This window comes from Bacillus sp. KNSH39, from assembly GCF_052656585.1.
The window spans coordinates 5,012,928-5,031,845 of sequence record NZ_JBQXYO010000001.1; the positions used below are offsets into that span (position 1 = coordinate 5,012,928).

The 18,918-nt window shown below is 37.3% G+C and carries 20 protein-coding genes; 9 read left to right on the forward strand and 11 right to left on the reverse strand.

Going from position 1 to position 18,918, the window contains the following annotated elements:
- Nucleotides 1-84: 84 nt before the first annotated feature.
- Complete coding sequence (locus ACUL40_RS25750; RefSeq protein WP_000391368.1) at nt 85-270, reverse strand: hypothetical protein; 186 nt, start codon at nt 268-270, stop codon at nt 85-87.
- 284 nt (nt 271-554) lie between these two features.
- On the opposite strand from ACUL40_RS25750, the gene ACUL40_RS25755 reads away from it, so the two are divergent.
- From ACUL40_RS25755 to ACUL40_RS25780, 6 genes are all read left to right on the forward strand, one after another.
- A complete protein-coding gene (locus tag ACUL40_RS25755; RefSeq protein WP_065381911.1) occupies nt 555-1,136 on the forward strand; it encodes a competence protein ComK in 582 nt (193 codons plus the stop codon).
- Nucleotides 1,137-1,571: 435 nt separating this feature from the next.
- Nucleotides 1,572-2,165, forward strand: a complete 594-nt coding sequence (locus tag ACUL40_RS25760) for a TVP38/TMEM64 family protein (protein ID WP_000347517.1) — start codon at nt 1,572-1,574, stop codon at nt 2,163-2,165.
- A gap of 56 nt (nt 2,166-2,221) precedes the next feature.
- Nucleotides 2,222-2,785: a signal peptidase I gene (gene lepB, locus ACUL40_RS25765; protein ID WP_000751919.1), complete on the forward strand. Its 564-nt coding sequence runs from the start codon at nt 2,222-2,224 to the stop codon at nt 2,783-2,785.
- 116 nt (nt 2,786-2,901) lie between these two features.
- Nucleotides 2,902-6,417 (forward strand): helicase-exonuclease AddAB subunit AddB, encoded by a 3,516-nt coding sequence (gene addB / locus ACUL40_RS25770; RefSeq protein ID WP_000058589.1) that lies wholly within the window; start codon nt 2,902-2,904, stop codon nt 6,415-6,417.
- A complete protein-coding gene (gene addA, locus ACUL40_RS25775) occupies nt 6,414-10,139 on the forward strand; it encodes a helicase-exonuclease AddAB subunit AddA (protein ID WP_445422689.1) in 3,726 nt (1,241 codons plus the stop codon). Before addB ends, addA begins: the two co-directional genes overlap by 4 nt.
- Nucleotides 10,140-10,151: 12 nt before the next feature.
- Nucleotides 10,152-10,439 (forward strand): RNA polymerase alpha subunit C-terminal domain-containing protein, encoded by a 288-nt coding sequence (locus ACUL40_RS25780; protein ID WP_000255728.1) that lies wholly within the window; start codon nt 10,152-10,154, stop codon nt 10,437-10,439.
- A gap of 137 nt (nt 10,440-10,576) precedes the next feature.
- Here the strand turns inward: ACUL40_RS25780 and gerPF are convergent, their stop codons facing one another.
- From gerPF to ACUL40_RS25815, 7 genes are all read right to left on the reverse strand, one after another.
- On the reverse strand, nt 10,577-10,792 hold the full coding sequence (gerPF, locus tag ACUL40_RS25785; protein WP_001141566.1) for a spore germination protein GerPF: 216 nt from the start codon (nt 10,790-10,792) through the stop codon (nt 10,577-10,579).
- A 42-nt stretch (nt 10,793-10,834) separates the two neighbouring features.
- Nucleotides 10,835-11,221: a spore germination protein GerPE gene (locus ACUL40_RS25790; RefSeq protein WP_000902324.1), complete on the reverse strand. Its 387-nt coding sequence runs from the start codon at nt 11,219-11,221 to the stop codon at nt 10,835-10,837.
- A gap of 15 nt (nt 11,222-11,236) precedes the next feature.
- Nucleotides 11,237-11,431 carry a spore germination protein GerPD gene (gene gerPD / locus ACUL40_RS25795; protein ID WP_001052807.1) on the reverse strand — a complete coding sequence of 65 codons (195 nt, stop codon included), beginning with the start codon at nt 11,429-11,431 and terminating at the stop codon, nt 11,237-11,239.
- Nucleotides 11,432-11,437: 6 nt separating this feature from the next.
- The gene (gerPC, locus tag ACUL40_RS25800; protein WP_001070760.1) at nt 11,438-12,052 is read right to left on the reverse strand and encodes a spore germination protein GerPC; all 615 of its coding nucleotides are present in this window, start codon (nt 12,050-12,052) and stop codon (nt 11,438-11,440) included.
- Between the two features lie 67 nt (nt 12,053-12,119).
- Nucleotides 12,120-12,326 (reverse strand): spore germination protein GerPB, encoded by a 207-nt coding sequence (gerPB, locus tag ACUL40_RS25805; RefSeq protein ID WP_001012508.1) that lies wholly within the window; start codon nt 12,324-12,326, stop codon nt 12,120-12,122.
- 14 nt (nt 12,327-12,340) lie between these two features.
- A complete protein-coding gene (gene gerPA, locus ACUL40_RS25810) occupies nt 12,341-12,562 on the reverse strand; it encodes a spore germination protein GerPA (protein WP_001111187.1) in 222 nt (73 codons plus the stop codon).
- A 96-nt stretch (nt 12,563-12,658) separates the two neighbouring features.
- On the reverse strand, nt 12,659-12,838 hold the full coding sequence (locus ACUL40_RS25815; protein ID WP_000462841.1) for an aspartyl-phosphate phosphatase Spo0E family protein: 180 nt from the start codon (nt 12,836-12,838) through the stop codon (nt 12,659-12,661).
- Between the two features lie 247 nt (nt 12,839-13,085).
- Here ACUL40_RS25815 and ACUL40_RS25820 point away from each other — a divergent pair, with 247 nt between their 5' ends.
- On the forward strand, nt 13,086-13,985 hold the full coding sequence (locus tag ACUL40_RS25820; protein WP_001213071.1) for a fumarylacetoacetate hydrolase family protein: 900 nt from the start codon (nt 13,086-13,088) through the stop codon (nt 13,983-13,985).
- A 36-nt stretch (nt 13,986-14,021) separates the two neighbouring features.
- Here the strand turns inward: ACUL40_RS25820 and ACUL40_RS25825 are convergent, their stop codons facing one another.
- Both ACUL40_RS25825 and rocD read right to left on the reverse strand, forming a co-directional pair.
- Nucleotides 14,022-14,303: a hypothetical protein gene (locus tag ACUL40_RS25825; RefSeq protein ID WP_000926857.1), complete on the reverse strand. Its 282-nt coding sequence runs from the start codon at nt 14,301-14,303 to the stop codon at nt 14,022-14,024.
- 110 nt (nt 14,304-14,413) lie between these two features.
- Nucleotides 14,414-15,604 (reverse strand): ornithine aminotransferase, encoded by a 1,191-nt coding sequence (rocD, locus tag ACUL40_RS25830; protein ID WP_074047558.1) that lies wholly within the window; start codon nt 15,602-15,604, stop codon nt 14,414-14,416.
- Nucleotides 15,605-15,754: 150 nt separating this feature from the next.
- Here rocD and ACUL40_RS25835 point away from each other — a divergent pair, with 150 nt between their 5' ends.
- On the forward strand, nt 15,755-16,120 hold the full coding sequence (locus ACUL40_RS25835) for a YisL family protein (protein WP_000233494.1): 366 nt from the start codon (nt 15,755-15,757) through the stop codon (nt 16,118-16,120).
- A gap of 130 nt (nt 16,121-16,250) precedes the next feature.
- Here ACUL40_RS25835 and ACUL40_RS25840 read toward each other — a convergent pair whose 3' ends face one another.
- The gene (locus ACUL40_RS25840; protein ID WP_000616046.1) at nt 16,251-16,805 is read right to left on the reverse strand and encodes a DUF2777 domain-containing protein; all 555 of its coding nucleotides are present in this window, start codon (nt 16,803-16,805) and stop codon (nt 16,251-16,253) included.
- A 239-nt stretch (nt 16,806-17,044) separates the two neighbouring features.
- On the opposite strand from ACUL40_RS25840, the gene asnB reads away from it, so the two are divergent.
- On the forward strand, nt 17,045-18,892 hold the full coding sequence (asnB, locus tag ACUL40_RS25845) for an asparagine synthase (glutamine-hydrolyzing) (RefSeq protein WP_000334000.1): 1,848 nt from the start codon (nt 17,045-17,047) through the stop codon (nt 18,890-18,892).
- The last annotated feature ends 26 nt before the right edge of the window (nt 18,893-18,918 follow it).

Consider the following 18,918-nt stretch of genomic DNA (forward strand, 5'->3'; position numbering starts at 1 on the left):
GAGAAAATATAGTTGTTTTTTAGGGAGAAGAATAAATAAAATGATACTACAAATGTAAAAAGGCATTCCATAAAGGAAGGCCTTTTATTGTTCTTGTCCTGATTCTTTCTTCTCACGTTTTTTACATTCTGGACATTTTGATTTACGAAACGGTTTAGCAAAGAATAGCAGAATGAAAAATAAACCGAATATAATACTAGCTGAGTTTTTCACGATAATGACGCTACTATTTTTCATTTGAATCGATGGTTGGATCTCTTTTTCTTCCATAATGGCCCTCCATATATTGGATTTACATTTTAATTATAGCAAAGTTAATTGTTTTCATGATGTGAAAATAGGAAGGGATAATAAATATTTATAGGTAGTATAAATGCTGTTTTTATAACTTTAAAATTAAATCATTACTATATCGTGATTTTTTTATTTAACAAATGTTTGATAAATGATAAAAAATTGTAAAAAAGCGGAACTTGTAAGCTATTTCCTTTTCATAGATGCTAAAATTATATATGCAGCTGCTAATATAAATGGAAAAAAGGAGATAATGGAGTATGGAAAGTAAAGTGGAACGCTATGTCGAAAATTATGTTGTAACGAAAAATACGATGGCCTTACTTCCTGTCGTTCTAAGTGAAAAGAAAATTGTTACGCGAGTCGTTGAAATGAATGATTCTTTTTTCGTATTTCAAAAACCTCTAGATATTATAGAAAGAAGTTGCCGCAAGCATGGCTCTAGTTTCTTAGGCAGAAAAGAAGGAACGAAAGAGTTAACTCATATTACACATAAAGCACCGATTGCGATTAGTCCAGCAGATCAACTTTATTTTTTCCCTACCTATTCTTACTCTAGAAAAGAGTGCGCTTGGTTGTCTCATTTTTATATTGAAAGTAATAAAGAATTAAAAGATGGAAATCTTATTATTAGATTTATAAATGGCTTTGCTGTGAAATTAGAAATATCAAAAACTAGTTTTGAAAATCAACAAAATCGTACAGCAAAATTACGTACTGAATATGAAGATCGTAGGAAAAAACAAGGGAGTCCTTGTTTTAAAGAGGTTGATAAAAAAGAGGAATCAACATTAAGACCCGCTTATGAGAGTGTGTATTTTGTGAAGGAAGGCGAAGTGTGAAAGGATGGGGGAATCCCCATTCTTTTTTGTTTATCCTGTTATTTGTGGGCAGTAAGACCCCCGCCTCAAAATTCAGCGAAAGCAAAGAAGTTAAGCGGGGGATCAACAAAATCCCCACTGATTAAAGTTTCACTTTATCAGTCTTTGTAGGTAAGGCGATATATTAGAAAAACCGAGTTGTAATTGTTATATTTAGAAAATCACCATTGTAATTTCATTTACTGAAAAAATCAAAAAAACAATCTAAATAACAAAACGAATGACACGTCCTGTCGAATATTGATAGATTATCATAGCTAAATAATGAAGGAATTCTTATGAAAGATATGGAAACTTTAATAAATACATCTCCATATGTCGTATCTACCATTTCCTCTTTCATATAAGCAATGATACAGTAGGGATAGTATTTAGAGTAAAGGGGTAAAGTGTAGAATGGATTTTCAGACAATCAAAGAGTATTTTTCACCAGAAAATATGGATCATATTGTTGAGAGTTATAAAGCGTTCGGACCACTTCTTGGTATTGGTTTACCGATGATAGAGGCGTTGATTCCAGCATTACCGCTTATCGTATTTGTACTGGCGAATGCTGTTGCATTTGGCTTTTGGCTCGGTTTTCTTTATTCATGGCTTGGATCAGTAATGGGTGCATTACTTGTCTTTTTCATCATCCGCCATTTTGGTCGCAGTCGTTTCTTTTCGTTTGTAAATAAGCATGAGAGAGTACGAAAAGCAATGGGGTGGATTGAAAGGAAAGGATTCGCACCGATTTTTGTTATATTTTGTTTTCCGTTTACACCGTCAGCGCTCATAAATGTTGTCGCTGGTTTATCCCGAATTAGTGTAAAACAGTTTGGTCTAGCGTTAGCATTCGGAAAACTTGTGATGATTTTTATTTTAACGTATATCGGTCATGATTTAATGTCATTTATTCATAATCCGGTGAAATCAGTTATTGTAGCGATTGGTATTTTTATTTTATGGTATGTCGGTAAGAAAATCGAAGTAAAGTTAGAACTACATTAAGAATAGTCTTCTTTGTAAAGGAAAGCTTCAGTATTAAAGGATAAGGGGAGAAGCAGATGAAGAAAACTTTGAAAAAAGAAGGCATGGAGTGGATACGAACAATTTTAATTGGTGTATTATTAGCTGTATTTTTTCGAACGTTTTTCTTTTCAACGTATGTTGTAGAGGGGAAGTCAATGATGCCGACATTGCAAGATGGCAATATGCTAGTTGTAAATAAGGTGAGTTATCAAGTTGGGGACTTGAACAGATTTGACGTTGTGGTATTTCATGCGAATAAAAAAGAGGACTATGTAAAGCGGATTATCGGTTTACCTGGAGATCATATTGAATATAAGCAGGATAAGTTATATATAAACGGTCAATTTATTGATGAGCCGTATTTAGAGAAGTATAAGAAAGAGATAAACGGAAGGCAACTAACAGGCGACTTTACATTAGAAGAGTTAACGAAAGAAAAACTGGTGCCACCTGGGTTTATTTTTGTAGTAGGTGATAACCGGCTCGGGAGCTGGGATAGTAGACACTTTGGCTTTGTAAAAGCTGATACAGTCGTCGGTAAAGTTGATTTGCGATATTGGCCAATTCAAGAGGTGCAAACGAATTTTTCAAAAGGTTGATATAATAGATAGAAGTATAGAAAAAGGCAAACAACTCAGTTTGTCTTTTTTCGTGTCCTATAATACAATTATAGTAGCAAACTAACGTTCGTTATGTAAGTGAAAGGTGGGGTTACATGTCACTTCGATTTGTGATTGGTAGAGCGGGAAGTGGAAAAAGTACACTTTGTTTACGCGAAGTGCAAGAAGAGTTAAAACAACGCCCGAGAGGGAAAACAATATTATATCTTGTGCCAGAACAGATGACATTCCAGACGCAGCAGGCGTTAATTGGAAGTGAGGATGTAAGAGGTTCTATTCGGGCACAAGTTTTTAGTTTTTCACGATTAGCGTGGAAGGTACTGCAAGAAGTTGGCGGAGCGAGTCGTCTTCATATTGATGAAGCTGGTGTACATATGTTACTCCGTAAAATTGTAGAGTCTCGTAAAGATGGATTATCGGTGTTCCAAAAAGCAGCGGAGCAAAACGGTTTCTTTGAACATCTTGGCAGTATGATTGCAGAGTTTAAACGTTACAATGTAACGCCATCTAACGTATATGAAATGTGGCAACAATTAGATGCGCATAGTAGCAGTGCCGAACAAAAGTTACTAGCGAATAAAGTGTATGATTTACAGCTATTATACGATGATTTTGAACGTGCTTTAATTGGAAAATACTTAGATTCAGAAGACTACCTGCAATTGCTAGTGGAAAAGCTTCCGCAGTCTGAATATGTAAATGGTGCGGAAATTTATATAGATGGATTTCATTCATTCTCCCCGCAAGAGTTAGAGATTGTAAGACAGCTTATGATTTGCGGAGCGAGAGTTACGATCACGTTAACGATAGATGAAAAAACGTTAGCGCAGCCAGTAAATGAACTCGATTTATTTTATGAAACGACGTTAACGTATGAAAAAATAAAACAAGTAGCGCGTGAAGAGAAAATAGAAATTGAAAAAACAATTCCACTTATGGAACAGCCGCGTTTTCATTCTCCGGCATTAGCGCATTTAGAAGCGCATTATGAAGCGCGTCCGAATGAAAAATTTAACGGTGAAGCGAGTGTAACGATTAGTACAGCTGCGAATTTACGAGCGGAGGTAGAAGGTGTTGCTCGTGAAATTCGTAAACTTGTTGCGGATGAAAAATATCGTTACCGAGATATTGCAGTGCTTCTTCGTAATGGGGAAAGTTATTACGATGTGATGCGAACGTTATTTACAGATTACAATATCCCGCACTTCATCGATGAAAAGCGCCCAATGTCACACCACCCATTGGTAGAATGTATTCGTTCTGCACTCGAGATTATTAGTGGGAATTGGCGTTATGATGCGGTGTTCCGCTGCGTGAAAACAGAGCTTTTATATCCATTAGACGTAAGAAAAGAAGCGATGCGTGAAGAAATGGATGAATTTGAAAATTACTGTTTAGCGTACGGTGTACAAGGAAAGAGATGGACTGCTGAAGATCCATGGATGTATCGCCGCTATCGTTCTCTTGATGATACGAACGGGATGATTACAGACAGTGAACGTGAAATGGAAGAGAAAATAAATAGGCTACGTGACGTTGTAAGAACACCTGTTATTCGCATGCAAAAAAGGTTAAAGCGTGCAGGAACAGTTATGCAAATGTGTGAAGCAGTTTACTTGTTTTTAGAAGAACTGGATGTTCCGAAAAAACTAGAAGAATTACGTATACGTGCAGAAGAAAGTGGAGATTTCTTATTTGCGACAGATCATGAACAAGTATGGGAAGAAGTAATGAGCCTTCTTGATACATTTGTAGAGATGCTTGGGGAAGAGAAAATGTCTCTTTCTATGTTTACTGACGTTATGTCGACTGGTCTTGAGGCACTTCAATTTGCTAACATTCCGCCGTCATTAGACCAAGTGTTAATTGCTAATATTGATCACTCCAGATTATCTGATGTGAGAGCAACGTTTATTATAGGTGTAAATGAGGGTGTCATTCCAGCAGCACCTATGGATGAAGGTATGCTTTCTGATGAGGAAAGAGAAGTTCTTGGTGCGGCAGGGATTGAATTAGCGCCAACGACGAGACAAACTTTGTTAGAAGAACAGTTCGTTATGTATCAAATGGTAACGAGAGCATCTGAGAAGTTATACATTTCATGCCCGCTTGCAGATGAAGAAGGAAAGACGTTACTTGCGTCTAGCTTTATTAAGAAAATAAAAAGAATGTTCCCTAATGTGAAAGATTCATTTATTACGAATGACGTAAATGATTTATCACGTTCAGAACAAATTTCATATGTAGCAACGCCAGAAGTAACGTTATCTTACGTTATGCAGCAACTACAAACGTGGAAGCGATACGGATTTGAAGGGAATTTAGACTTTTGGTGGGACGTATATAATTTCTACGTAACTTCAGATGAATGGAAACAAAAAAGTAGCCGCGTCTTATCAAGTTTATTCTATCGAAATCGTGCGAAGAAACTAAGTACAGCAGTAAGTAGAGATTTATACGGAGATATAATTAAAGGAAGCGTCTCTCGTATGGAACTATTTAATCGTTGTGCATACGCTCATTTTGCGCAGCACGGTTTATCGCTTAGAGAGCGTGATATTTTCAAGCTTGATGCGCCAGACATCGGCGAATTATTCCATGCGGCATTAAAGAAAATTGCGGACAAGTTATTGCGTGAAAACCGCACTTGGGCGGATTTATCCATAAAAGAGTGTGAGCATCTTTCTGTTTTAGTAATAGAAGAAATTGCGCCGTTATTACAACGACAAATTTTATTAAGTTCAAACCGTCATTTCTATTTAAAACAAAAACTACAACAAATCATTTTCCGTACGTCAATCATTCTTCGTGAACATGCGAAGTCAAGCGGATTCGTACCAGTTGATTTAGAGGTGCCGTTCGGTATGGGAGGTACAGGGTCACTTCCGCCGATGGAATTCTCATTACCAAATGGTGTAAAGATGGAAGTAGTCGGCCGTATTGACCGTGTTGATAAGGCAGAAGATGAAAACGGGACGTTCTTACGTATTATTGATTATAAATCAAGTTCAAAAGCGTTAGATTTAACGGAAGTGTATTACGGATTAGCACTTCAAATGTTAACGTATTTAGATGTTGTTACTTCGAATGCACAGACGTGGATGAAAAAAGGCCACGCAGCATCACCAGCTGGTGTATTGTATTTCCATATTCATAACCCAATCGTTGAGATGAAAGGTGACGCAACGGAAGCTGAAATTGAAAAAGAAATTTTAAAGAAATTTAAAATGAAAGGACTCGTATTAGGAGATGCTGACGTTGTTCGTTTAATGGATAACAAACTTTCAACAGGAAGCTCAGATATTATTTCTGCTGGCCTGAAAAAAGACGGTAGCTTTAGTGCGCGTTCAAGTATTGCAAGTGAGCAAGAGTTTAACGTACTGCAAAAATATGTACACCATACGTTTGAAAATATCGGAAAAGATATTACAGAAGGTGTTATCGATATTGCTCCTTATAAAATGGGGAATAAAGCGGCATGTACGTTCTGTAACTTCAAATCTGTTTGTCAATTTGATGAGTCACTTGAAGATAATCAGTTCCGATCGTTAAAAGATATGAAAGATAGCGAAGCGATGGAGAAAATAAGAGAGGAGGTTGGCGGAGAATGATAGAAAATTGGCCTAAAAAACCAGAAGGTAGTCAATGGACAGATGACCAGTGGAAAGCTGTTGTAGCGAACGGACGTGATATTTTAGTTGCGGCTGCAGCTGGATCAGGTAAAACAGCAGTATTAGTTGAACGTATTATTAAAAAGATTATTAATGAAGAGAACCCAGTCGATGTCGACCGCCTGCTCGTTGTAACATTTACGAATGCAGCAGCACAAGAGATGAAAAACCGAATCGGAGAAGCGTTAGAAAAGGTATTAATTGATGAACCAGGCTCTCAACACGTAAGAAAGCAGCTGAGCCTATTAAATAAAGCTTCCATTTCAACAATTCACTCATTCTGTTTACAAGTAATTAGAGGATATTACTACATGCTTGATGTTGATCCTCGTTTCCGTATTGCGAATCAAACAGAAAATGAATTGTTAAAAGAAGAAGTGCTAGATGACATATTAGAAGAAGAGTATGGCATCGAAGATAATACGATATTCTTTGAACTCGTTGATCGTTATACGAGTGACCGTAGTGATGATGACTTACAACGTATGATTTTAGCGCTTCATACAGAATCAAGAGCGCATCCAAATCCGGAAAAATGGCTTGATAAATTAGTAGAAGCATATGACGTAGAAGGAAAGACAATTGAGGATTTAGTATATGCTTCTTATTTATTAGAAGATGTGAAATTCCAGCTTGAAACAGCGGAACAGCATATTCGTAAGGCAACTGAACTCGCAATGCTTCCTGACGGTCCAGCGCCTCGCATTGAAACCCTGCAAGCAGATGTAGCTTTACTTGGAACGCTATCATCAGCTGCTCGTGAGTCGTGGACAAGTGTGTATGAAGCGATGCAAAACGTATCGTGGCAAACGTTAAAGCGTATTAAGAAAAGTGATTACAATGAAGATGTTGTAAAACAAGTAGACTCTCTTCGTAATAAAGCGAAAGATGAAGTGAAGAAATTACAAGAAGAGTTATTTAGCCGCAAACCTGAAAGTTTCTTACGAGATTTTCAAGATATGCACCCAGTATTAGAAAAGCTTGTTCAACTTGTAAAAGTATTTACAGAGCGTTTCCAAGCGATGAAGCGAGATAAAGGAATGGTCGATTTCACAGATTTAGAGCATTTCTGTTTACAAATTTTAAGTGAACAAAGTGAAAATGGTGAAATGAATCCGTCAGCAGTGGCGCTCCAATATCGTAATAAATTTGCTGAAGTATTAGTCGATGAATATCAAGACACGAACTTTGTACAGGAATCCATTATTAAATTCGTAACGAAAGATTCTGAGAGTGAAGGAAACTTGTTCATGGTTGGTGACGTAAAGCAGTCGATTTATCGTTTCCGACTAGCCGAGCCAGGCTTATTCCTAGGAAAGTATAAACGTTTCACACAAGAAGGATTGGGCGGCGGAATGAAGATTGACTTAGCGAAAAACTTCCGTAGTCGTCATGAAGTACTAGCAGGTACGAACTTTATTTTTAAACAAATTATGGGCGAAGAAGTTGGGGAAATTGACTACGATGCTGACGCTGAACTAAAGCTAGGTGCTACCTATCCAGAAGGTGAAGATGTAGCAGCAGAATTATTATGTATTCAGCAAACGGAAGAAGAAGTAATAGACGGTGAAGAAGGTGCAGAAGTCGAAAAAGCACAGCTTGAAGCTCGCCTTATGGCGCAGCGCATTAAAGCGATGGTTGATTCCGATTATGAAGTGTATGACCGTAAAAATGATAGTATGCGTCCGGTGCAATATCGCGATTTCGTTATTTTACTTCGCTCCATGCCGTGGGCCCCGCAAATTATGGAAGAGTTAAAATTACAAGGAATTCCAGTATACGCTGACCTCGCGACTGGTTATTTTGAAGCGACGGAAGTAAATATTATGATGAACGTATTCCGCGTTATTGATAATCCGATGCAAGATATTCCGCTTGCCGCTGTACTTCGTTCCCCAATCGTTGGATTGAGCGATGAAGAACTTGCAACGCTTCGTGCTCATGGAAAGAAAGGCTCGTTTTATGAAGTAATGAGCTCATTCTTAAAAAGGGCACCGCTTGAAGAGGAGCAAGAACTTCATGATAAATTAGAGTGGTTTTATAACTTACTGCAAGGATGGCGTGAATTCGCCCGTCAACAATCACTTTCTGATTTAATTTGGAAAGTGTACGGTGAGACAGGTTATTACGACTTCGTTGGCGGTTTACCAGCTGGAAAGCAAAGGCAGGCAAACTTACGCGTACTATATGACCGCGCAAGACAATATGAAGCAACATCATTTAGAGGATTATTCCGCTTCTTACGTTTTATTGAACGTATTTTAGAACGCGGTGATGATATGGGTACGGCGAGAGCCCTAGGTGAACAAGAAGACGTTGTTCGCATTATGACGATTCATAAAAGTAAAGGGCTAGAGTTCCCGGTCGTATTTGTAGCTGGACTCGGTCGTCGTTTTAATACACAAGACTTAATGAAACGTTTCTTATTGCATAAAGATTTCGGTTTCGGTTCGCAATTTATCGATCCGCGTAAACGAATTAAATATACAACATTATCACAGCTTGCGATTAAGCGTAAAATGAAAATGGAATTAATTGCGGAAGAAATGCGCGTACTATACGTAGCATTGACGCGTGCGAAAGAGAAGTTAATTTTAATCGGAACAGTTAAGGATGCAAATAAGGAAATGGAAAAATGGCTTGATGCGAGGGAACATAGTGAATGGTTATTACCAGATCACATACGTGCCGGAGCGTCTTGTTATTTAGACTGGATTGCACCTTCATTATATAGACACCGTGATAGTGAAATGCTTCTTGAATTAGGACAAGGAAGTATTCCAGATGAAATTTACGGATATGACACTAGCTGGAAAGTAGAAGTTGTGGACGGTAACACACTACTTGCACCAGAGCCAGTTCAAGAAGAGAAACAAGAATTGTTAGAAGCACTTCGTGAGAAAAAGGCTGTTCCCCTGCAAAGTGAACGGAAAGAAGAAGTGTACGACAGATTAATGTGGAAGTACGGATATGAGGATGCGACATCTCATCGTGCGAAGCAATCTGTTACAGAAATAAAGAGAAATTATCAATCTGAAGAAGGTAGCGATAACGCCTTTATTAAAAAACTACGTGCACCAATTAAAACACGCCCGCGCTTTATGGAGAAAAAAGGGTTAACGTACGCAGAGCGCGGAACAGCAGTCCATGCCGTTATGCAGCATGTTGATTTGAAGAAGCCGATTACGGTTGAAGTTCTTCAAGAGCAAATTGCTGGAATGGTAAATAAGGAATTATTAACATTCGAGCAGGCGGAAGAAATAGCGATTGAAAAAGTAATTTCATTCTTTGACAGTGACTTAGGTAAAAGGGTATTAGCGGCGAAAAGTGTTGAGCGTGAAGTACCATTTACGATGATGCTTGCAGCAGAAGAAGCATATCAAGATTGGCAAGGGAAGAGTGAAGAAACGATTCTTGTCCAAGGGGTTATCGACTGCATGATTGAAGAGGAAGATGGCATTACGTTAATCGACTTTAAAACAGATACGATTGAAGGGAAATTCCCAGGCGGATTCGAACAAGCGAAACCAATTTTAGAAGATCGATATAAAGTGCAGCTTTCGTTATATGCAAAAGCACTGGAGAAAAGCTTACAACATCCTGTAAAAGAGAAATGTTTATACTTCTTTGATGGGAATCACGTTGTAAATATTGAAGAATAGAGGGGCTTGAAAATGGTAACGGAAAAAACGTTAAGAACTTGTGAACAGGGACACGAGTACTATAAAAGTAGCGATTGTCCAACTTGCCCAGTCTGTGAGAAAGAGAGAAAACCAAAAGAAGGTTTTCTCTCTCTTCTTTCAGCGCCAGCAAGAAGGGCATTAGAGCACCGTGGAATTCAAACTGTAGAAGAACTCTCAAAATATAGTGAAAAAGAAATTTTAAAACTGCATGGTATGGGACCTGCGTCTTTGCCGAAGCTTAGGAAGGCTTTGGAGGAGAGTGGGTTATCATTTAAATAAAATGAAATAGTGCCTCTTCACTACTTACGTGTTTATACCACTATTTGTGGACAGTGAAGCTCTTGATTATTAAAATTTCATTTTAATAATTTTGAATTACATAAAAGAAAAAAGTAGGAGAATATCTCCTACTTTTTTTACGCTGTTCCAATCTGATCTTGATCTGCCACATCAGAATCAAATGTATTCGTTGCACTAACACCGTTAAACGTATTCACGACAAACCCAACATTGGAAGCTCCAGATCCGTTATAGGCTTTCGTGTTTTCTTTCGGAGATACGTTATAAAAATCTCCTAAGTTGAAAGAGCCGTTACTGTTTTGCACGACGAGATTTCCTACAACTGAAGGCATACCATCCACCTACTTTACTAAGCTTTTTAATTACTATATGAATTATTGTGCGGAAGGTTCATCCGTAATATATTGGCGGATTTGTATAATACGAGAGTTATTAAAACCATAATCAACATTTCCAATTTGAAAGCAACCAGAATTTAAAAGTGTCCGCAATTCAACGTTATTCACTTCAATAAAAGGGCATTCATTTACAATATTTAATTTTACATCTGTCGTTCGTTTTGGAATTGTAATGTGTTCATCTGTAAAGATTTCAAAAGCATCAAAGCGACCTTCTCCCCGTATATAAAAAGGAATTTCACGGTGGACGGCAATAGCTCTACTTTTTAATTCCATTTGGTTTGCATCTCCAACTTGAAATACGGCAGTAATCCCTAAAGAAATAATAGAAACATTTTGGACAATGGACACATGATGCAACATAATTTTTCAGTCTCCTTAACCTGGAGTAGGAGGGACATCTGTTACTAATGGTACAAATGGACCCTCTGTAACTGTTTCAAATGGTGTATCGAGAATAGAAGATAGAATGAGGAGATTTGCATCTCCAATTAAAAAGAGTGCGGACGACGATACACCGTTCATTTTAATCTGTCCGACTTTTAACTCACGGTTTACAACGTTAAGGTTCATACATACTTACTCCTTTCGGAAATTTCCCGGTATGTGCTGAATAAAGGAGAGAAAGGCTTTGTCAATATCTTGTTTCATTGCCTGAATAATGATATCTCGTAAATAATCTGGATCTGTTGAAATACCTTCATATGATTGCGCTTGTGATAAATAATAAGGGAGTCGATGCTCCATCTGTTTTTTTATGTCATCCACCATCATTTGTCGATACATTTCATCAAGCGGTGTTCTCTCTTCTTGTTCAAAATGGAGAATACGATTATATGCTTCTTCATCTAAGTATCGATGCATTTCTTGGAGGATACCTTGATAAAAGTCTGGGTTTGTTTCGGTTTCAGGGTTTACCTTCAATGTTTCTGTATCCACTTGAAAATCTTCAATTTGTTGTCCTTTTGCTGAAAATGGGTTTAAACCAATATTTAAAGTACCATTTAAATTTTCGACTTTTAATTGATCGAATTTGTATTCCACTTTTCCTACAGAAGAGGAGGGGCGATTTTTTAATTCGTTAAGCTCTTCTTGGAGTTGGCGCACTTGATCTTCTAAATTTAGGATGGCTGCTTGTTGTGTTTGAAGAGCTTGTTGAAGTTGGTGTAAGTAAGTATATATATCTTGATTCATTTGTGAAACCTCCTTTTCAATAGGGAGGGTAAAAATATTCCTGCTATATATTTATGACAAGGATGTCTTAAGAAGAACTAGTTGATGGTTTGATAGAAATAATTTGTCCTTTTGCCTGTAATGGGCGAAGCGGTTCCGTAAATCCGCCCGTATTTGAAAATTTAGATAGGGCTTTAATACTTCCGGCAGTACCAATTTGGAACACAGAAGAGGTTGTAATGCTATCAATTTTAATACTGTTGATGATGATACTTTGGTTTACATAAAAATTCAATGCAATTGCCTCCTTTAAGTTGAGCCAATTATCGCTTGATCGATTACATCTGAATCGTTGACAGTCGTTGCACTTTGATAATTGTAGACAGAAACATTATCTCCAACGTTGAAAGAGCCGGCCCCGGCGAAAGCACGTGAGTAACTAATAGGCCTAATCGCAAATACATCTCCAATATGAAAAATACCACTTGATCCAATATTGACGATACGAATATGTCCGACCATAGCTGGCATACAAAACACCCTTCGTTTTTAAAATTTTCTTTTCTACTATTGTATGGGCGTTTCCAATAAAATGTGTATTTTTTTGAAATAAAAGAAACACACGCATTATTGCGTGTGTGTTTTGAACGTTTGATTAGGGTGTAAATCCGTATGTACATGACAAATTACATTTAAGAGCCTGTCCAGTTCTTGGCTACAATCCACTGTTTTTTGAGAAGTCATTCCATAGCGTTCAGCAAAATAAATCATTTTTTCACGTTTTTTTTCAATCGCTTGCTCAAACATTGAAATCGGCTCCATCTCTAAATGAAATTTTTAGTATATATGTAGTACATATTATACAAAAACTTCATAAAAAAGAAATGCATTCGCTAAAAAAAGTAAAATTTCTACATTTTATGTCAAATGATAAAGGGGTAACGAATAGGGGATGAGAAGAATATTGTAAAAATTAGCGTGCATGAGAAGGTTTTTTTCTTGCGGATGCGAATACAATTAAAGGGTATGAGTTTTAGGATGGAGAGTGGAAATATTGCGTTTTGTAACGGCGAAGAAAGAAGAAAAGGTATTTGTAGGTATTGTAGATGAAGAAGAAGAAAAGGTATTACACTTAAGAGAAGCGCAAAGACAAAAAGGGGAAAAGGTTACAATCCCTATTACAATGTTAGAGTGTATTGAAAGAGGGACTGAATGCTTTGAGAAAGTATGTGAAATTGTAAATTGGGCAAAAGAGAACGGGGAAGCGGCGTATTATCCGTTAACAGAGGTGAAAATATTAGCGCCGATTCCAAGGCCAAGAAAGAATATTTTGTGCGTTGGAAAAAACTATCGTGAGCATGCGGTAGAAATGGGCGGAGTAGAGTCTATTCCAGAAAATATAATGATCTTTACGAAAGCGCCAACAACAGTTATTGGCATAAATGAGCAAATTAATGGTCACCCTCATGCAACGGACGAACTAGATTATGAAGGAGAATTAGCTATCATTATTGGTAAGCGAGGGAAGCAAATAAAAAAAGAAAAAGCGCTTGAGCATGTTTTTGGTTATACGATTATCAATGATGTAACAGCTCGAGACATTCAAAGAAAACATAAACAGTTTTTCCTTGGGAAAAGCTTCGATACATTTTGTCCGATGGGACCGTATTTAATTCATAAATCGGTGGTTAATGCGCCGAATGCATTACACATTGAAACGGTAGTAAATGGAGAAGTAAGGCAAACTTCTAACACAAATAAAATGATTTTTTCAATAGAAGAAATTATTTCAACGATAAGTAAAGGAATGACTTTAGAACCAGGTGATATTATCGCAACAGGAACGCCGGCTGGTGTCGGAAAAGGTTTTACACCACCGAAGTTTTTACATGCTGGTGATGAAGTGGTCATTACAGTAGAAGGAATTGGTACTTTACGAAATGTAGTGAAATAAAGAAAAGAGCTATCTTGTTAAAAGATAGCTCTTTTTTTATGGCCTTGGGTTATAGAGGTAATCGATAACGGCAAAAGTGTAAAGACCAATGAATGCAAGTGTACAAATGCCAAATAGTATAACCGTAAGTGCGCTTTTTTCTCGTCCAAAACCAATGATAGTAAGAATAACAGCAGTCCAAAATGATGCTTTCAGTAGTGTGAGTGTAGTAGGAGTTGAGTAATGAAGCCATGTTGTGGAAAGTAGGAAACCAAAGAATGTAACTAAAATAAAAGCTGTAGCTAAATAGTTAATATGTTTACCATATCTTAATAGCATGTCGCACCTCCTTTACGATTTTAAAATACAGAAAATTACAATTTCATCTTAATATAAATGAATATAAAAAGAAAGAGGTTGTCCCAACATGTCGGACAACCTCTCTATCATTACGATAATACAGCTTTAATTTTTTGGAATGCCCACTCTAAATCTTCTTCAGAGATTACTAGAGGTGGTGCGATACGAATTACATTTTCGTGTGTTTCTTTACATAATAGACCAGCTGCTTTTAGTTGTTCACAGTAAGGACGAGCTGGCTCGTTTAATTCGATACCGATGAATAAACCTTTACCACGAACTTCAGTGATCATTGGGTTATCAATCTCTTTTAATTGCCCAACTAATTTTTCACCTAATTGAAGAGAACGCTCTGTTAATTTTTCTTCTTCTAACACTTCAAGAGCCGCGATAGAAACAGCACATGCAAGTGGATTACCACCGAATGTAGAACCGTGAGAACCTGGCTCAAATACACCTAAAATGTCGCGGTTTGCTGCTACGCAAGAGATTGGGAACACACCGCCGCCAAGTGCTTTACCAAGTATGTACATGTCAGGAGTTACATTGTCCCAGTCACAAGCAAATACTTTACCAGTACGGCCTAAGCCAGTTTGGATTTCATCTGCTACAAATAAAACGTTTTCTTTTTTACATACTTCAAAAGCTTCTTTTAAGTAACCAGCTGGTGGGATATTAATTCCTGCTTCACCTTGAATTGGCTCTAAAATGAATGCTGCTGTGTTTGGTGTAATTGCGGCTTTTAATGCTTCTAAATCACCGTAAGGAATTACAACGATGCCAGGAAGCATTGGACCGAATCCACGCTTGTACTCTTCATTTGAAGACATAGAAACAGAACCCATTGTACGTCCGTGGAAGTTATCTTCACAAACGATGATTTCAGCATGGTTTGCTTCCACTTTCTTCACATCATAAGCCCAGCGACGAACTGTTTTAATTGCAGTTTCAACAGCTTCAGCACCTGTATTCATTGGAAGTACCATTTCTTTATTAGTTAGTTTCGCAACTTTTTCGTACCAAGGACCTAATTGATCGCTATGGAAAGCACGAGAAGTTAACGTAACACGATTAGCTTGGTCAATTAAAGCGTTAATAATTTTCGGGTGACGATGACCTTGGTTTACTGCAGAATATGCACTTAATAAGTCCATATAGCGGTTTCCTTCAGGATCTTCTACCCAAACACCTTCTGCTTTAGAAATAACGATTGGAAGTGGGTGATAGTTATTTGCTCCGTATGTGTCTGTAAGTTCGATAATATCCTTAGTTTGAATCATGATTGTTCCCCCTTTTGTTATTACAAGAAGTTTGTAAATACTCTAAATATTATAGCATTTAAATGTAAAAAAGCGAAACATTTCCTGAAAATAAATGAACATGTTATCATATAAAGTGAAAAAGTGTGAAAAGAGGAGGTAAGGGATACGATGGTACATATGCATATTACAGCATGGGCGTTAGGTTTAATTTTATTCTTCGTTGCGTATTCACTTTATTCAGCAGGAAGAAAAGGGAAAGGTGTACATATGGGGCTTCGCCTAATGTATATCATTATTATTGTGACAGGCTTCATGTTGTACATGAGTATTGTGAAGACAGCAACAGGTAGCATGCACATGTGGTATGGCTTAAAAATGTTAGCTGGTATTTTAGTTATCGGTGGAATGGAAATGGTTCTTGTGAAAATGAGCAAAAACAAACCAACAGGGGCGGTTTGGGGCTTATTTATTGTTGCGCTAGTAGCAGTATTTTACCTTGGGCTGAAATTACCGATTGGCTGGAAAGTATTCTAATAAAAAATAAAGCCACCTTATAATCTCAAAGACTTGGGAGATTATAAGGTGGTTTTTTACTTTATCCCGTAAACATCAGATTGGTGAAGGCTAATAATCAGTGGGCTCCCCCGCTGATTAAAGTTTCACTTTATGTCGCATCGATATGCAACTCTTCTCCATTTACTTTCGTAAAACGGAACATATTTTTATTTGACGTAGTGTGACGGACGAAATGGTGCTGCAGTGTACAGATCATTTCTTCGTTATCAAACAAAAGAATATTTACTCCTTCGCGTGACTCCTCTTGCGGTAAGAAAGATAAATAATTATGACAATACATGCAATCATATAAAGAGTAGTGAAGTGATTGCAATGATTCGGTTAATAATGTGAAGACAGAGTCAGGTAATTCCTCCAGCCATTCATTATAGCTAAGAAGTAACTTTTTTCGAATACGTATCATTTCACCATTTTGCAAATGGTGTTGCTCGTTGGCGATTTGTAATACATCTTGTTCATAGAAACGGGCTGGTAGCCAATTGTTATTATACAAAATTTCAAACCCATCTTCGGCAATATCTTCTAATAAAAACGCTTCATCATTTTCATCATCAAAGAATACCCACTCATTGTTTATATATTCTACATTACCGACTGTATGAGCACGGGGCTGATTATATAAAATATGTTTACGTTGTATCATACACGATTTCTCCTTTATGAAAAGTAGTTATTCCTGTTATAGACAGTTCGTGCATTCTTTATAACTAGACACATATAGACATAGGTGGGCATACAATAAAACACGTTTTACTGAGTGAAAATGCTATTCCATATGTGGATAGTAGGTTATCGTCAAGTTTTTCATTTTTTTGATCCGCACTCACAGGGTGGGGATTACTGCACGTTCAAGAAAAGAAATAAGATGGAAGGATGATTTATATGTGCGGGATTACAGGATGGGTGGATTATAAACGCTCATTAGAAGGAGAAAGAGATGTCGTTACGAAGATGGCTGAGACGTTAGCGAAACGGGGGCCGGATGATAATAAAGTTTGGATTAAAGGAAATGTCGCATTTGGGCATAAGCGGTTAATCGTTGTGGATCCTGAGGGCGGTAAACAGCCGATGACTTGTTTAAAAGATGAAACGAATTACGCCATTTGCTATAACGGTGAACTTTATAACACAGAAGACATTCGAAAGGAATTATTAAGAAGAGGATATACGTTCAAAGGTCATTCTGATACAGAAGTATTATTAGCTTCTTATATTGAATGGAAAGAAGAATGTGTCGATCATTTAAACGGTATATATGCGTTTGCAGTATGGGACGAACAGAAAGAACAAGTATTTATTGCGAGAGATCGATTAGGTGTAAAGCCACTTTTTTATAAATATGATAGCGGACGCTTACTATTTGGTTCGGAGTTAAAAGCGATATTGTCACATCCAGATGTGAAGGCGGAAGTAACGTTAGAAGGATTATCAGAAATATTCGGGCTCGGACCGTCAAGAACGCCTGGCCACGGTATTTATGCTGGTATAAAAGAATTGCGTCCAGGTCATGCGATGACATTTTCAAAGAACGGTTTGTGTATATGGAGATATTGGAATGTAGAAAGTAAAAAACATGAAGACTCTTTTGAAGAAACAGTAGAGAAAACGCGCTTTTTATTACAAGATGCTATTACAAGACAGCTTGTTTCTGATGTACCACTATGTACTTTTTTATCGGGTGGTGTAGATTCGAGCGCTATTACAGCTATTGCAGCGAAAGAATATGAGAGATCGGGAAAAGGGCAATTACACACGTATTCTATTGATTACGAAGATAATGACAAATACTTTAAAGCGAATGCATTCCAGCCAAATTCAGATGCTCCGTTTATTAATTTAATGACTGAGACATTTCAAACAACCCATCATCGCTGCGTCATTTCGAATGAAAAATTAGCAGAGTATTTAACTGAAGCAGTACTCGTTCGTGATTTGCCTGGTATGGCAGATATCGATTCGTCATTATTATGGTTTTGCCGAGAAATTAAACAAGATTTTGTCGTTGGCTTATCTGGAGAATGTGCAGATGAAATATTTGGTGGATATCCGTGGTTTTATAGAGAAGATGATTTACAATCGAGTGCATTTCCGTGGATGCGTTCTACAGAGGCACGTGAACAACTTCTAAAAAAAGAATGGAGAAATAAATTAAATTTACAACAATATGTACAAAGGCGCTATGAAGAGTCGATTCAAGAAGTTCCTATTTTAGAGGGAGAAAGTCCGCTAGAAGCAAAAAGACGCCAATTATTTTATTTAAATATGATATGGTTTATGACAACATTATTAGACAGAAAAGACCGCATGAGTATGGGAGCGAGCTTAGAAGTACGTGTTCCATTTGCAGATCATCGTCTTGTCGAATATGCGTGGAATATTCCTTGGGAAATGAAAATGTATAAAAACCGCGAAAAAGGTCTATTACGTAAAGCGTTAGAAGGTGTACTTCCACATGACATCTTATATAGAAAGAAGAGTCCTTATCCGAAAACGCACAATCCGCACTATACAAAAGCAGTAACAGTATGGCTTCAAAATCTATTAACGGATAAAGGTTCAATTTTACACGAACTGTTTGATAAAGAGCAGTTGAGCGGATTAATTCAGTCTGGCGGCAGTGCATTTCAAACACCATGGTTTGGTCAATTGATGACTGGGCCACAGCTTTTAGCTCATTTAGCACAAATTCACGTTTGGTTTAAAGAATATGGGGTAAATATTAAAGAATAAGAGAAAAGCGACTTACTTTATAAGTA

What these genes read in the sequence shown, in the direction of transcription:
- ACUL40_RS25750 (WP_000391368.1), bottom strand. Translation starts at nt 270, where the DNA reads ATGGAAGAAAAAGAGATCCAACCATCGATTCAAATGAAAAATAGTAGC.
- ACUL40_RS25755 (WP_065381911.1), top strand. Translation starts at nt 555, where the DNA reads ATGGAAAGTAAAGTGGAACGCTATGTCGAAAATTATGTTGTAACGAAA.
- ACUL40_RS25760 (WP_000347517.1), top strand. Translation starts at nt 1,572, where the DNA reads ATGGATTTTCAGACAATCAAAGAGTATTTTTCACCAGAAAATATGGAT.
- lepB (WP_000751919.1), top strand. Translation starts at nt 2,222, where the DNA reads ATGAAGAAAACTTTGAAAAAAGAAGGCATGGAGTGGATACGAACAATT.
- addB (WP_000058589.1), top strand. Translation starts at nt 2,902, where the DNA reads ATGTCACTTCGATTTGTGATTGGTAGAGCGGGAAGTGGAAAAAGTACA.
- addA (WP_445422689.1), top strand. Translation starts at nt 6,414, where the DNA reads ATGATAGAAAATTGGCCTAAAAAACCAGAAGGTAGTCAATGGACAGAT.
- ACUL40_RS25780 (WP_000255728.1), top strand. Translation starts at nt 10,152, where the DNA reads ATGGTAACGGAAAAAACGTTAAGAACTTGTGAACAGGGACACGAGTAC.
- gerPF (WP_001141566.1), bottom strand. Translation starts at nt 10,792, where the DNA reads ATGCCTTCAGTTGTAGGAAATCTCGTCGTGCAAAACAGTAACGGCTCT.
- ACUL40_RS25790 (WP_000902324.1), bottom strand. Translation starts at nt 11,221, where the DNA reads ATGTTGCATCATGTGTCCATTGTCCAAAATGTTTCTATTATTTCTTTA.
- gerPD (WP_001052807.1), bottom strand. Translation starts at nt 11,431, where the DNA reads ATGAACCTTAACGTTGTAAACCGTGAGTTAAAAGTCGGACAGATTAAA.
- gerPC (WP_001070760.1), bottom strand. Translation starts at nt 12,052, where the DNA reads ATGAATCAAGATATATATACTTACTTACACCAACTTCAACAAGCTCTT.
- gerPA (WP_001111187.1), bottom strand. Translation starts at nt 12,562, where the DNA reads ATGCCAGCTATGGTCGGACATATTCGTATCGTCAATATTGGATCAAGT.
- ACUL40_RS25815 (WP_000462841.1), bottom strand. Translation starts at nt 12,838, where the DNA reads ATGTTTGAGCAAGCGATTGAAAAAAAACGTGAAAAAATGATTTATTTT.
- ACUL40_RS25825 (WP_000926857.1), bottom strand. Translation starts at nt 14,303, where the DNA reads ATGCTATTAAGATATGGTAAACATATTAACTATTTAGCTACAGCTTTT.
- rocD (WP_074047558.1), bottom strand. Translation starts at nt 15,604, where the DNA reads ATGATTCAAACTAAGGATATTATCGAACTTACAGACACATACGGAGCA.
- ACUL40_RS25835 (WP_000233494.1), top strand. Translation starts at nt 15,755, where the DNA reads ATGGTACATATGCATATTACAGCATGGGCGTTAGGTTTAATTTTATTC.
- ACUL40_RS25840 (WP_000616046.1), bottom strand. Translation starts at nt 16,805, where the DNA reads ATGATACAACGTAAACATATTTTATATAATCAGCCCCGTGCTCATACA.
- asnB (WP_000334000.1), top strand. Translation starts at nt 17,045, where the DNA reads ATGTGCGGGATTACAGGATGGGTGGATTATAAACGCTCATTAGAAGGA.